Here is a 12,868-nt window from a genome sequence, read left to right as displayed (position 1 = left end):
CTTTTTTATCAGTTTATGAATCCTTGCCTTTTAGCAGAAAACCTTCAAAGCATCTGCCGCCGAATGGATTCATTATTTCATCCACGAGCTCAATCACGGGTCCTTTGTCCCCATCCTGATAAAAGCTGTCAAAGCATTCTGCAAACTTGTCTGCCAGGGCTTGATCAAAATGGGATAATTCCCTGTATATCCATTTGGACTGGCCAATCCAGTGTTTGTTGGCCCTAAGTACAAATTCATGTGCCAGCTCAGCCAGTTTTCCGGCAATAAAAAGGGTTTCATGCCGTTTGGTGCTGCCTGTGAAATCCTCCAGAACATCGGTAAGGAAATAACGCTTAAACGTCAGCTCTTCCACTGTCCACGGAGCAGGACCCGCAGCCATCAAGAAAGCAGCTTCCTTCCTTATAATATCCAGAAACTCCTCTCCCTTTAGCACCAATCCTTCTGCCAGCATACGCGGGAGCGTCGGCCTCGCCCTTTCCGCATCTTTGCGGAAATACAATCTGCAGGAATCGATTGTGTGAACAAAAAGCTCAACTGGCCACCCTTTATAAAGAATGGATTCTCTTCTAACAGACCCCTTATCGCCTCTTATTACAATAATATCAAGATCCGAAGTGGAAGTTTCTTCACCCCTGACGACACTTCCTCCAAGGATGGCCCCCCTGCAGTCCGGGAATCTTTCATCTATAAGCATCTTCGCCGTCTCGACCGCAGGCAGCCTTTCTATCATTTCTGTCATTTTTTCTGTCTCCCCATGCCTTTTTATCCTGTGCAGATCATAATGATATGGCCATCAGGATCTTTTACGTTGAAAAAGCTAAAATCGTCAAAGTGAGTAATTTCAGGTTGAACAGCAAAACCATTGTTTTCCATCCAGCTGTAAGCCTTGAGAATGTCCTCGGTATGCAGGTTGAACAATGGATAAGGGCCAGCCTGCGGTCTTTTCCCTTCACCGAAAGGTCCTGCATCCAGGGTAAGGCCAGTTGTTCCATCCATTCTTAAATTATATACCGGATTTTCCACCGGCTCTGTGACTTTCTGGCCAAGAAGCTTACAATACCACTCTGCCGACTTTTCCAAATTCTCCACATGGACAAAAACCGTATTCATTATATTAACTATTGGTGTTTCCATCTTCCCATCTCTCCCTGTCTTTTAGTAGAACTTAAACAAAAGCTCTTCAACAGCTATAACGGGAAAAAGACGCAAAATTATACATAGTATTTAAAAAATATGATAAAAATAGTCAGCCCCGAGTTTCACATCCAGCTCTTTAGCAGCTGCATTCATCAAATCCCAAGAAAAACAATAAAATTTCCAATACACTATTTTATCATCTTCCAGTTCAATATAGTGAATGTTCTGCAGCAGTTTCTCTCCGGATGTAACAGCAAACTCCAAAATGACCTGCCTGCCCCATAGCATCGCGATGGCAGCTTCGACTCCCTCCTGCCTGGAAACCACCTCTGCCCAGTCCTTAAGAGAATTTCCTTCTGTTTCTCTTTTTCCGAATTCCACACCAGCATGGGTGATATCTGTAAAAAGATTTTCATCAAGGAGTGACGCAATGAGATGCGCGTCTTTTTTTCGGAAGCCTTCAATCAGAGTGCTGATTGTCTTGTTATGTAAAAAAGACGAAGCAGCCCCTTCTTGCTGTCTCTGATTCTGCTGCCTTTCAGGGATTTCCTTCAACAGATTTCTTGCTCTCTGAACATTTGCGTAGACAGCGCCAGGCGAAAGACTGACGATGTCTGCAGCCTCTTTTGCTGTAAAAAGAAAAACGTCTGTAAGCAGAAGGCAGACAAATTGCTTCGGACTCAGCTGGCGGGCCAGATAATCGAGGGCTGGGAGAATTTCAAGCTGCTTTTCGCTTCCGCTTGCCAGATTCTCTACTGGAAATGAATCTGAATAGGCAGTCCGGTTCTTTCGCTGCTGGTCGATCCATACATTAGTGGCGATTTTGAATAAGTAGGATTTTACATTCAGCTCTTGAAAGACTTTTGAGAGCATAGCCAGCGATTTTAGCAAAGTGTCCTGCACAAGGTCTTCTGCATCCCATGGAGAACCGGTCAGCCTGTAGCAATATTTCCAGAGTAAAGAGCGGTAAGGTTCTACCTCCTGTTTGAATTTCTTTTCCAGATCTTTGATTTCCATGCTTATTGTATGTAAACCTTGATTGTTCTCCATGGGTACTCCTTTGTTAGAATAAATATATATTATTTGCTTACCGTCTAACAACTTCGGCAATTTTCGGCAATTTCCTTCATTAGACAGCAAAAAAGAGCCTTAGTGGCTCTTTTTAATAATCATAATATTCAATAAATAATTTTTAATTTGTTTTGCTTTTAAATAGGACTGGTGTTTCCCGTTCCAGGCACTTCGCTTTCCGCGGGGCGGAGCCTAAGCCTCCTCGCGCTGCGCGCTGTGGGGTCTCAACTTTTCCGCTATTTCCCGCAGGAGTCTGCATGCCTTGCACTGCAAACACCAGGACTTATATAATTTTATGGCGATTTTGCAACTGAAAGAAGCTTACAACCTTTATACGTAAATGGCTACTCAAGTAACTGTTTGTTATTGCTATTTAAAATTTTAAAAGCTGCGTATTCAACTCGGTTCAGCAGCTCTCTGAACCGCTTTTCCTTCTCTATATCACTTTAAACATTATTTACAATCATATACAGCCTTCTCTCCCGTTCTTCCTTCTCTTCTTCTGAAGCAAGGTCATATTTCTTCAGCAGGTGGAAAACGTCATTCAGGATTTCTTGTGTGTGTTCTTTTTGGAGAAATTCTTCCATCGGCGGCTGAAGTTCGTTGGGGAGATGCCCCTTTTGCTGTTCATATTTATTTTTAACATCCTCGACTGAATGGTTCAATTGGCATTCGCTCATTGTTACCTCTCCTTCCTGTTATTAAAAAGCTTTTGGCTATTTAAATAGCTTCCCTATTTTAAGGGTATTTACACCTGCTTTAAGGTTTCGGAAAAAGCAAAAAGCAGAAGCCGGGGCTTCTGCTTCTGCTTTTTATTTTTGAAGTCCTGTCATAGGGTTCGCTTCCTCAACAGGATCTTCTTTAATGTATTTGTAATCCTTGCGGTTGATCGGTTCGAAGCCTTCAGGGCTGTGGAATCTCAGCAAATCTTTGTACACAATATTATCTGACATCAGCAGTTCTTTCTTTGCCTGTTCAGACAGTCTTACACATGCACTGCCATCTTCAAGTTCTTCACCGGTTTCCGTCGAGTAGCATTTTTCATCTACAGAAGTGAATTCCGGGCTGATGAAGTCGCCGTTGCGGAAAGGTATAACTTCCCGGTGGGTTTCAGACAATAAATCTGAACCGATTTGCATATAGTCTTTTGTGCTGACGCCAAGAAGATGCATCACGGTCGGCATTACATCCACCGCTCCTCCGTATGTGTCCATCTCGCCGCCCTTAACACCAGGTACGTGAATGAACAGCGGAACCCTCTGTAGCTGGGCATATTCAAAAGAATCGATTTCTTTGCCAAGAATCTGCTCCATGGCAGGGTTATGGTTTTCAGAAATGCCATAATGGTCACCATACATGACGATAACTGTATTATCATACAGTCCGGAAGTCTTAAGATCGTTAAAGAACTGCTCGAGCGCCTGGTCCATATAATTGGCAGAAGTAAAGTAATGGTTAACAACACTGTCTTCTGTTTCTGCAGGCTGGAATTCTGTATCGCCTTCATCCATTTTGAATGGGAAGTGATTGGACAGAGTGATGAACTTTGTATAAAACGGCTGCTTCAGGCTTTCCAGCATCGGCATGGATTCTTTAAAGAAAGGCTTATCCTTCAGCCCGTAGTTCTTGGTGTTTTCGTCTGTCATATTGTAATATTCGGCGTCAAAGAAACGGTCATAGCCGAAGGATTTGTAAATTTCATTTCTGTTCCAGAACGTTTTATAATTCCCGTGAAAAGAAGCCGACGTATAGCCGCGCGTTTTCAATATTGCCGGGGCAGCCTGGTAAGTGTTCTGGGCTTTGTTGACAAAAACAGCCCCCTGTGACATCGGATACAGGGAATTTTCCATCATGAACTCGGCATCGGAAGTTTTCCCTTGTCCTGTCTGGTGGAAATAATTCTTGAAGTAAAAAGTCTCTCCATTATGAGCCAGGGAATTCAGGAATGGTGTTACTTCCTGGCCGTCCAGCTTATAATCGATCAGGAATGTCTGGAAAGATTCCAGCGACACATAAATGACATTCATACCTTTTGCTTTTGCGAAATAATCAGGATTCGGTTCTGCATAATTGGCTTTCACATAGTTTTCAACCTCGGTGATATCACTGCTGTCGGCCATGGCACGCTGGCTGGCAGACTTGGCATTTTGAATGATGTCATAAACAGTGAAATTGTAAGCGCCAAGGTACTTGACCAGATAATTGCGGTCAAATGAACGTGTCAGCAGTTCGGGACGGTCTTTTTCAGCAAGCCCGAGATTAATGAAGAAAGTGATGACTGCAGCAGCAATCACCAAGGTTGCCATCTTTTTCTTCCGTGTGTGCTTCGCCGGCTTATACCATTTGACCGATGCCAGCACAATTAAAAGGATCGTGTCGGCAAAATACAGGATATCAAATGGTGACATCAGCGAAAGTGCACTGTCCCCAAGCTGTCCGGCATTCGTTCTAGTCTGCATGAGCACTGGAACAGTAATAAAGTCATTGAAGAAACGGTAGTACACTACATTGGCATACAGCAGGAAAGACAAAATGAACTGAACAGCAATCAGTACGCCTGATTGTATCTTGCCTTTAAAAAATAACGCGATCCCCAGGAAAAGAAGGGATGAGCTCAGCGGGTTCAGGAAAAGCAGGAATTCCTGCATGCTGTTGTCGATTCCTAAATTGAATTCAATCTGGTATGCAGCATAAGTTTTCAGCCAGAGCAGTACAACTGCCAGGAAAAAAACGGCCATGCTGTTTTTAAATAGCTCCTTAGGCGATTTCAAGATCGATTTCATCCTTTTTTACACCTCTTAGTTTATATGTTATTGCAAGAGCACAAATTCCCATTTGGTGCTTCCTGCCAAAACCAGAAAAACTTAGCAGCCGCTAAGTTCGGAAATAACGTTATACTCCAAACCCGCGGGCTTAGAACCTAGTTTTTGTAAAAGATTCGTTAATTAATAGTGAACGAATGTTAAATACTATACCATATTTTAACCTACTTGAAAACATTCTTCAAATTTGAAGCAAATATTGTTTTGTGAAAAAATTAGCTTTTCTTATGGCAAATGATGATGGTACAATGTATCTTCCGCGTGAATCCGCTTTCTCTCATGCGGCTAAAAACAGGGATCAAAGGTGTAACAGCCTGATAAGAAGGAGAACATAATGAAGGAAAGAATCTTATTTTTTGCTGCAGGGCTGCTTGTCCTCACAATGGGTGTGGCGCTTATTATCAAATCTGCCCTCGGTGCTTCTGCATGGGATGCATTGGCGGTTGGCGAGTCAAATCTTTTTGGGCTGACTGTGGGGACTTGTGTATTTATAAATGGAATCGCTCTGATTATCATCAATTCCATATTACTGAAGAAAAAGCCGGAAATACTGGCTGCAGGAACCATTTTGATCATTGGTGCTTTAATTGATTTCTGGCTGCTGGCAGTGTTCAGAAACTTTTCTCCGGATATGCTGCTAACCCAGTCCTGCACCTTGCTCTCAGGCATCCTCACGATGGGGCTGGGAATCGCCGTCTACCTTCAGGCAAAATTCCCGCCAAGCCCGATGGATACCTTGATGGTCGCCGTCCACACAAGGTTTGGCCTGTCTTTAAGGATTTCACGTATTGTCAGTGAAGGTTTTGCCCTGATTCTTGCGTTTCTTTTCCATGGAGCGATCGGCCCTGGAACCATCCTGGTCACACTGACACTCGGCCTTGTGGTTCAGTATTTCCATCCTAAACTGGAAACCATAATGGCAAATGGGTTTAAAAAGGCTGCTGTGTAAAATAAATGGATTGAACTATCATACAGTTTTTTAACAAATTATATTTGCTCCATTCATCCGGAATTGAAGTCACACTATCAAAAAAGGCCGCTCCCAATGAGCGGCCTTCTTCTATATTTATCACACTCTGCTGTATTCCCTTGCCTTCTCCTGTTCTTTTTCTAGCTCGGCACCTAGGAATTTGGCGGCTTCAAGCATGCCGTATTTTCCTGCTTTTGCCTCTGCGTCAGAATTATAGTTTGTGTTTGTGTTGACATCGTACGTATAAATATCCCCATTGGCATTTTTAATGAATTCAATGCCGGCGATTTGAATGCCATTTTCCTTGAGGAAGCTTTCGTATTTTTTAATAATAGGGTCGTTGAAGCCTTCAATGATCTTAAACTTTGGTTTCTCTTCCACCTCTTCGCCAACCGGGCAGAACAGATCGCCAATTTGGCAGGCATCGGCCGGGCAAAGTTCAAAGCCTTCTGATGTATCCACCTGGACGGCATAGACGAATTTTCCGCCCACGAACTCACATCTGGTAATATATGATTCTGGCGATTCAATATATTCCTGGATCAGTGTGATGCCATCGACAGGCTCTTCAAAATTCGGCCCTTCGACATATTCCCTTAATGCATCCAGCGAATGGAACAGCTGAACGCCAAGCCCTTTGCCTGCGCGATTATGCTTCGTGATGAACGGAGCACAGTCAAGCTTTACAGCGGCTTCAAGAATCTGATTTTTTCCGACTGCTGCTATTGTCTTAGGAGTGCTGATGCCGGCAGCATTCAGTGCTGTATACTGATTGACTTTGCTGACCTCGAGCCTTAAAGCACGGCTGCCATTGAAGACTGTGCGGCCATGCTGCTCAAGCCATGACAGAACAGATTCCGTCAGCTCCGGCGCAAAGCGGTTCCCCCTTGTGTGGGAAGATGCGCTCATCCTGCTGTAGAAAATACCTTCCGGAGGCACACCGGTAAGATCAACAATCCCTTCATTTAAAAACCATTCCTCGTATGGAAGCTCCAGCTCTTCCAGTCTTTTGGTCAAATGTGCAGTCCACTCGCTGTTTTCGTGTATGATGTGTATTTTGCTCATATGTTCTCCCTCTTTTACTTTAAGATTTTCCTTTTGGCTTCCACCAGAGGCATGACTTTTTCCGAGAATCTCTGCATTTCCTCCAGCTGTGGAGAGAACTGAAGAAGCAGCAGATCGACGCCGGCCTCTTCATAGGCAATAATCTGTTCTGCAATCTGTTCAGGCGTGCCAATCAGATTTGGCCTGAGGCCGCGGTTGGAAACGGAATAATCGTAGAGTTTTACCTGCTGCTCGAGCTGTGATTTGCCGACAAAATCATTATAGCCGGCATAGCCGCTTGATTCTTTTACATTGGTGATGCGGGCGAGCTCTTCCTGCGCTTCTTCTTCTGTGTCACGGCATACGATGTAGGCTGCCATGCCAAATGATTTAAACGGCTCGTTCCCGCTTTCTTGCCTGCGTGCTTTCATGTCGTCAATTTTGGTTTTGACTTCCTCAACTGTGCCGCCGTGCATCACATAGGCGTCGCAGTGATTGACAATCGTTTCCTTGCCGCGCGGGCTCTCCCCGCCTGCATATAGGATCGGATTCGGCCTTTGCACTGGTTTAGGGGACAAATGGGCATTTTTAATAGAATAATATTTGCCGTCAAAATTGAAGGTCTCTTCTTCCCATAAACCTTTCATTACCTTGACGAACTCTTCTGTCCGATCATACCGCTCATCATGTTCAGTGAAAATGCCAGCGTACTGGCGCGACTCTTCCTCCCACCATGCCGATACAACGTTCAAGGTGAAGCGGCCATTGCTGATATGGTCGATGTTGCTCGCCATCTTTGCCGTCACGGCAGGATTATGGAAGCCGGGGCGGACAGCCGTCATGATTTCTATTTTCTCAGTGACCGCAGCAAGAGCGGCCGCTGTAGACCATGCTTCAAGCGAATCCTGCTCCGGGCCTTTTATATCATTCAAGTAAAGTTCTGCTATTAATGTGGTATCATATCCCCACTTCTCTGCTGCCTGGATGACTTCTTTCGCATAGCTGAAGGTCGGGGGCATATTCTCATCTTCTACATTGCGCAGCCAGCCGCCAAAGATCGGCAGCCAAAATCCGTATTTCATCTGTCTCTTCTCCTCTCACTTGCACCTTGTTGTCAGCAATAAAAAAAACTTCCCCGATAAGAAGAAGTTTGGTATGCCTCTATCTTATCTGCCAAAGCATTGCGCTTTGCTGGATTTAGCACCATTCTGACTAAGTCAGCGGCTGCCGGGTATCACAGGGCCAGTCCCTCCACCACTCTCGATAAGAATATTCAATTGATTTCATAGTAATCCTACAACAAAGGTCGGCTTTCTGTCAACTGACTAGTCTAACTATTTTAAAAAATGTTTTTTTGCCTGCTCGCCTTATTTATCGCGTGAGCCTTTTTAGCGGAAACCATTCTGCTGGAAGCAATTTTTCATATCGTCTTTGAAGAAAACGGTCATCAATCAGCAGGATGGTTCCTGTGTCTTCCTCAGAACGGATGAGGCGACCGCCAGCCTGGGCTGCTTTATTGGCTCCCGGAAAAGTATACGCATAATCATAGCCGTTCTTTCCTTCAGATTGAAAATAATCTTTGATCAGATTACGCTCAAGGCTCAGCTGCGGAAGCCCCACACCAACAATGATGACCCCGCCAAGCCTGCTTCCCTTCAAATTGATCCCTTCCGAGAAAATTCCGCCCAGCACAGCGAACCCAAGAAGGCTTTCAGCAGGATTTTCATGGAAGGAAGACAGAAACTCTTCTCTTTCTTCCTCTGCCATCCCCTGCTCCTGGACCATCATCTTCAAAGAGGAGGTACCTTTCATTTGCTCATGGATTTCCCTCATATATTGATATGAGGGAAAAAAGATTAAGTAATTCCCGGGCCGTTCAGCTGCCAGCTTTTCCACCGACCTGGCTAAAGCTGCCCCTGTTGCGCTTCTGTCCTTATATCTCGTGCTAAGCGGCAAAGCAAGGACTTCTGCATTTTCTTTTGGGAAAGGGGAAGGAAGTGACAGGGAATAATGATCCTCATTCCAGCCGAGCATGCTCTTAAAGTAATCGAAGGGCTGGAAGGTAGCCGAAAAAAAGAGTTTGCTGCGGAATCCCTTGCCCATTTTTTGGACAAGATCGGAGGGATCTAAACAAAACAGCTTGAGTACAACATCTTTTCCTGACTTTTCTGTATAAATGACAAAACGCTCATCTGCCAGTCTCGATATCCTCAGGAAAGCCTGTACAGAAAAATAGGTATCAAGCAGCAGCTCCTGCCCCTCGCTCCCCGGGCCGCTTATCAGCTCCTTTTCTGCGCAAGAGGCGAATTCCTCAAGCTGTTCGAGGAGACTTTCCGGCAGCTCTTTATGGATACGATGGCTGCTCTCCTTCAATTCTTTATTGAAAATGATGAAAACATCGTTCATCCTTTTTGCTGCGGAATACAGCTGCGGGGCTGTGTTTTTGTAAGCCCTTTTCAGCTGAAGGAAATTCTGCTTCCCCAGCTCCGCCGAAAACATATCCCTCGCCCGGTCCACCAGATTATGCGCCTCATCAATCAGAAGGGCAGTTTTTTTCTTGCCTTCTGTATGAAGCCTTTTCAGGGATACCCGGGGATCAAAAATGTAATTGTAGTCGCAAATGACCGCGTCTGCCGCATACGCAAGCTCCAGGGAAAATTCAAACGGGCAAACTGTGTGCTTCATGGCATATTTTTCAATAACAGTCCGGTCGATAATGGATTCATGGGAGAAGATATCAAGGACAGCTTCATTGAGGCGGTCATAAAAACCGTCAGCGAACGGACAATGTTCCCTCTGACAGACTGCCTGCTCCTGAAAGCATATCTTGTCCTTGGCCGTTATAGTCACTATATGCATATGAAGGCCTTTTTGCTGCATCAATGAAAAAGCTTCTTCGGCGGCCTGCCTTGTAATTGTTTTGGCCGTAAGATACACCAGCCTGGACAGCAGCCCCTCTCCCATCGCCTTGATGGCGGGAAAAGCTGTTGAAATAGTCTTTCCTGTCCCGGTCGGCGCCTGGGCAAACAAATCCTTTGCGTCCAGAATCGATTTGTACACGGCTTTTGCAAGCTGCCGCTGGCCCTTCCTGTATTCTGCAAAGGGAAAAGGGAGGGCTTTAATGCTATTGTCCCTCTTTTCCCTATGATGGAGCATGAGCCGTGCATAAGGATAGAAGTCTGCAATCAGCTCTTTTACATAACCTTCGAGAAAGGTGATGGTCTCCACCTTCCTGAAGCGCTTTTTTTCTTCCGTGTGGATCTGCAAATAGGTAAGCTGAACGGTGATTCTCTCAAGCCCGCGCTCTTTTGCAAGCATATAGGCATAACATCTTGCCTGGGCCCAGTGCACAGGATGGGTATCTTTATTAATTGCTGACAAATCCTTTGCCGTCGACTTGATTTCATCTATGACCAAGTCCCCATCTTCATTAATAATCCCGTCACAGCGGCCCTCCAGCAGGAACTCAATCTCCTCATGCTGAAGTGCTTCCCTCAAGAAAACCTCATGTTCATCTTCTTCCTTATAAGTACCCTGAATTTTCTTATGTGCTTTCGTTCCTTCCGCCATCGAAGAAGCTGCTGCAAATCCAGACTCAATGCTTCCGGAACGATATACATATTCCGCCAGGCTTCTGGCAGAAATTCTCCAGCTTTTAGTCATCACAAGGTCTCCTTGCCAGCTATGATAAAACCATTATAGCACATACGTTCCCGGACTTACGAAAACAAAAAGGGCGAGTTCGGCCCGCCCTTGTGATCTATTATTATATTCTTTTGGCTCCGTAATAAGCTTTGCTCCAATAAGGATTGGACATAGAATCAATTTTAACGCCCTTGGAGCTTGATGCATGGATGAATTGATTGCCTCCAAGGTAAAGGCCGACATGTGAAGGACCTTTTTTATAGGTGCTGAAAAAAACGACGTCCCCTTTTTTAAGGCTTTTCTTTTGTACAGCTTGTCCTGTTTTATAGAGCTGGCCAGTAGTCCTCGGGATCTTTTTCCCGGCTTTGCTGTAGCTGTATCCAATTAGGCCTGAGCAGTCGAAGCCTTTTGGCGACGTTCCGCCCCATTTATAGGGAACCCCTATGTATTTTTTGGCCATGACAGCCGCAGAAGAACCATAGGAAGCAGCTTCTGTATTTTCTCCTCCAAACAATCCGGCAAAAAGCAGGCTGGTGCAAAGAAAAACGCATGTGATCAGCTTCTTCATGTTGTCCCCCAAGTTTTTTTCTCTCTCTGTTTTTGTGATGAACTTAGTTTCTCACATGCTTCCTGAAAAATATTTTACAAAAAGATGTTTGTTATGTAACAAAAAGATTACAAATATTGACGTTTTTCGACCAATCATTTATTAGCAAGCGATTGCACTATACCCAGTCCTCCATTTTCCCAAGTACATATACTGTCAAGAAAGGAGGTGTTTTTCATGCAGCAGCTTTCACTTCTCTATCTTGCCTGCATCCTTGCAGGGTATGCATTAATCAAAACAGCCGGACTGGCTTTTGTGACAGGGGGCTTTGCAGCATTTATCACCGCTGTTGGCGTATCAGCCATGATCATATTTGCAGCAGCCCTGCTTTTCCTCGGCTTGAAGGCTTTATTCGGCCGCAAGCTTTAGTTTCAGTTCACTTGCAAAAAACATAGGCCAGGTGCTTTGGCCTCTGTTTTACATACCTGCCTCCCCCTTCACAGCAGGAAATCCGGCAAGGCTGATATCATGTTCATAAAAGATGCCGGCTATTGCATGGCGCAGGCGGCTTTCATATTTTTGCTTTGCATCAAAATTCCTGACCGGTACCTCGATTAAAAACAGCATCGTATTATACTTGAAGTCAACTAGCCTTATTTCAGCAAGGCCGACCTTTATATGAGCTGAAAAATCATCAGCTTCTTTTAAAACAGCCTCTTTCAGCAGCTTTTCAATCCTGCCTGTATCCTCGCCGAATTCAACGCTTACCTCTACGGATGCCAGCATTTCCGATCCGGTCCGGTTTTTGATGATCTGTTCAATAAAATGCTGGTTTGGAACGATCAATGTCCCCTCTTTGGCAGTTCTCACAATCGTGGAACGAAGCCGGATGCTTTCAATGGTTCCGATTTTATTATTGATTTCGATCAGTTCCCCTACTTCCACAGGCCGTTCAAACAGAATAATGATGCCTGAAATGAAGTTGCCGGCGATATTTCTCATCCCAAAGCCGATCCCGATCCCGAGCACCCCGAGTGCTGCTCCTGCCGCAGTAAGGTCAATGCCGACCGTTGTCAAACTGACGGCAACTGCAGCAATCATGACAACGTAATAGATGAAGCGGTTGAATGTATATCGCAGCCCCCTGTCGACATGATAATGTTCATAGACAGAAGATAGAAGCTGCAGCGTAAAAACCCTGACAAACTTATTCGCCAGAGAAACAATGAGGAAGGCAGTAAAAATCAGCCGCAGTGAAACTTTAACATCCCCCGCCTGGTAGAGCGTATAATTCAGCCAGTTCTGCGTTGAAAAAAAGTTCAAAAACAGTATCAGGGAAGCATAAAAGGCCGCCCAATTGAGGACCGAGAGTATGCCTTCCTTTGCTTCCGGCTGGGCCCATTGCCTTTTTGCAGCAAAATATTGCAGTATGTATTTAAGGACCCAAATGGCTGCAAGCCAGGAGAAAAACAGTATATATTCTTCTCTGGATAGTTCTTTAAAAAAGTCCATTGCCGTTCACCTTTACTTCCTTTATTTCTCTTTGTATTCCTTATAGGGCCGCTTTCTAAACTGGGATATTTTTTTAAAGCATGCAAAAGAATGGGTTTGGGTCCCGGCGGCAAGGGA

Annotated in this window: 12 protein-coding genes and 1 riboswitch; of the genes, 2 read left to right on the top strand and 10 right to left on the bottom strand. The window is 44.8% G+C overall.

Going from position 1 to position 12,868, the window contains the following annotated elements:
- Positions 1 to 13: 13 nt before the first annotated feature.
- From AC4E8B_RS10940 to ltaS, 5 genes are all read right to left on the bottom strand, one after another.
- Positions 14 to 742, bottom strand: coding sequence for a nucleotidyltransferase domain-containing protein (locus AC4E8B_RS10940; RefSeq protein WP_490218927.1), 729 nt, complete (start codon positions 740 to 742; stop codon positions 14 to 16).
- Positions 743 to 765: 23 nt separating this feature from the next.
- A complete protein-coding gene (locus AC4E8B_RS10935; protein ID WP_490218926.1) occupies positions 766 to 1,137 on the bottom strand; it encodes a VOC family protein in 372 nt (123 codons plus the stop codon).
- A gap of 90 nt (positions 1,138 to 1,227) precedes the next feature.
- Positions 1,228 to 2,190 (bottom strand): RNA polymerase sigma factor, encoded by a 963-nt coding sequence (locus AC4E8B_RS10930; RefSeq protein ID WP_490218924.1) that lies wholly within the window; start codon positions 2,188 to 2,190, stop codon positions 1,228 to 1,230.
- Between the two features lie 467 nt (positions 2,191 to 2,657).
- On the bottom strand, positions 2,658 to 2,891 hold the full coding sequence (locus tag AC4E8B_RS10925; RefSeq protein WP_490218922.1) for a hypothetical protein: 234 nt from the start codon (positions 2,889 to 2,891) through the stop codon (positions 2,658 to 2,660).
- A gap of 132 nt (positions 2,892 to 3,023) precedes the next feature.
- Positions 3,024 to 4,994 (bottom strand): lipoteichoic acid synthase, encoded by a 1,971-nt coding sequence (gene ltaS / locus AC4E8B_RS10920; RefSeq protein WP_490218920.1) that lies wholly within the window; start codon positions 4,992 to 4,994, stop codon positions 3,024 to 3,026.
- A 373-nt stretch (positions 4,995 to 5,367) separates the two neighbouring features.
- Here ltaS and AC4E8B_RS10915 point away from each other — a divergent pair, with 373 nt between their 5' ends.
- Complete coding sequence (locus tag AC4E8B_RS10915; RefSeq protein WP_490218918.1) at positions 5,368 to 5,982, top strand: YczE/YyaS/YitT family protein; 615 nt, start codon at positions 5,368 to 5,370, stop codon at positions 5,980 to 5,982.
- Positions 5,983 to 6,102: 120 nt separating this feature from the next.
- Here AC4E8B_RS10915 and AC4E8B_RS10910 read toward each other — a convergent pair whose 3' ends face one another.
- The 4 genes from AC4E8B_RS10910 to AC4E8B_RS10895 form a co-directional block, all read right to left on the bottom strand.
- Positions 6,103 to 7,068 (bottom strand): ATP-grasp domain-containing protein, encoded by a 966-nt coding sequence (locus AC4E8B_RS10910; protein WP_490218916.1) that lies wholly within the window; start codon positions 7,066 to 7,068, stop codon positions 6,103 to 6,105.
- Positions 7,069 to 7,082: 14 nt separating this feature from the next.
- Positions 7,083 to 8,129, bottom strand: a complete 1,047-nt coding sequence (locus AC4E8B_RS10905; protein WP_490218914.1) for an LLM class flavin-dependent oxidoreductase — start codon at positions 8,127 to 8,129, stop codon at positions 7,083 to 7,085.
- Positions 8,130 to 8,210: 81 nt separating this feature from the next.
- Positions 8,211 to 8,317, bottom strand: a riboswitch (SAM riboswitch).
- A 101-nt stretch (positions 8,318 to 8,418) separates the two neighbouring features.
- Positions 8,419 to 10,710: a helicase C-terminal domain-containing protein gene (locus tag AC4E8B_RS10900; protein ID WP_490218912.1), complete on the bottom strand. Its 2,292-nt coding sequence runs from the start codon at positions 10,708 to 10,710 to the stop codon at positions 8,419 to 8,421.
- Positions 10,711 to 10,813: 103 nt separating this feature from the next.
- A complete protein-coding gene (locus AC4E8B_RS10895) occupies positions 10,814 to 11,260 on the bottom strand; it encodes a C40 family peptidase (RefSeq protein WP_490218910.1) in 447 nt (148 codons plus the stop codon).
- A 216-nt stretch (positions 11,261 to 11,476) separates the two neighbouring features.
- On the opposite strand from AC4E8B_RS10895, the gene AC4E8B_RS10890 reads away from it, so the two are divergent.
- Positions 11,477 to 11,668 (top strand): hypothetical protein, encoded by a 192-nt coding sequence (locus tag AC4E8B_RS10890; RefSeq protein ID WP_490218908.1) that lies wholly within the window; start codon positions 11,477 to 11,479, stop codon positions 11,666 to 11,668.
- Between the two features lie 48 nt (positions 11,669 to 11,716).
- On the opposite strand, the gene AC4E8B_RS10885 is transcribed toward AC4E8B_RS10890, so the two are convergent.
- Positions 11,717 to 12,751, bottom strand: coding sequence for a mechanosensitive ion channel family protein (locus AC4E8B_RS10885; protein WP_490218906.1), 1,035 nt, complete (start codon positions 12,749 to 12,751; stop codon positions 11,717 to 11,719).
- Positions 12,752 to 12,868 lie beyond the last annotated feature (117 nt).

It is taken from the genome of Bacillus sp. SRL543, from assembly GCF_984799205.1.
The sequence above is the reverse complement of the archived record's forward strand: the minus strand, read 5'-3'. Positions and strand labels throughout refer to the sequence as shown.

Coding starts and splice junctions, on each gene's coding strand:
- AC4E8B_RS10930 (WP_490218924.1), bottom strand. CDS start 2,190: ATGGAGAACAATCAAGGTTTACATACAATAAGCATGGAAATCAAAGAT.
- AC4E8B_RS10890 (WP_490218908.1), top strand. CDS start 11,477: ATGCAGCAGCTTTCACTTCTCTATCTTGCCTGCATCCTTGCAGGGTAT.
- AC4E8B_RS10935 (WP_490218926.1), bottom strand. CDS start 1,137: ATGGAAACACCAATAGTTAATATAATGAATACGGTTTTTGTCCATGTG.
- AC4E8B_RS10940 (WP_490218927.1), bottom strand. CDS start 742: ATGACAGAAATGATAGAAAGGCTGCCTGCGGTCGAGACGGCGAAGATG.
- AC4E8B_RS10895 (WP_490218910.1), bottom strand. CDS start 11,260: ATGAAGAAGCTGATCACATGCGTTTTTCTTTGCACCAGCCTGCTTTTT.
- ltaS (WP_490218920.1), bottom strand. CDS start 4,994: ATGAAATCGATCTTGAAATCGCCTAAGGAGCTATTTAAAAACAGCATG.
- AC4E8B_RS10915 (WP_490218918.1), top strand. CDS start 5,368: ATGAAGGAAAGAATCTTATTTTTTGCTGCAGGGCTGCTTGTCCTCACA.
- AC4E8B_RS10885 (WP_490218906.1), bottom strand. CDS start 12,751: ATGGACTTTTTTAAAGAACTATCCAGAGAAGAATATATACTGTTTTTC.
- AC4E8B_RS10910 (WP_490218916.1), bottom strand. CDS start 7,068: ATGAGCAAAATACACATCATACACGAAAACAGCGAGTGGACTGCACAT.
- AC4E8B_RS10905 (WP_490218914.1), bottom strand. CDS start 8,129: ATGAAATACGGATTTTGGCTGCCGATCTTTGGCGGCTGGCTGCGCAAT.
- AC4E8B_RS10900 (WP_490218912.1), bottom strand. CDS start 10,710: ATGACTAAAAGCTGGAGAATTTCTGCCAGAAGCCTGGCGGAATATGTA.
- AC4E8B_RS10925 (WP_490218922.1), bottom strand. CDS start 2,891: ATGAGCGAATGCCAATTGAACCATTCAGTCGAGGATGTTAAAAATAAA.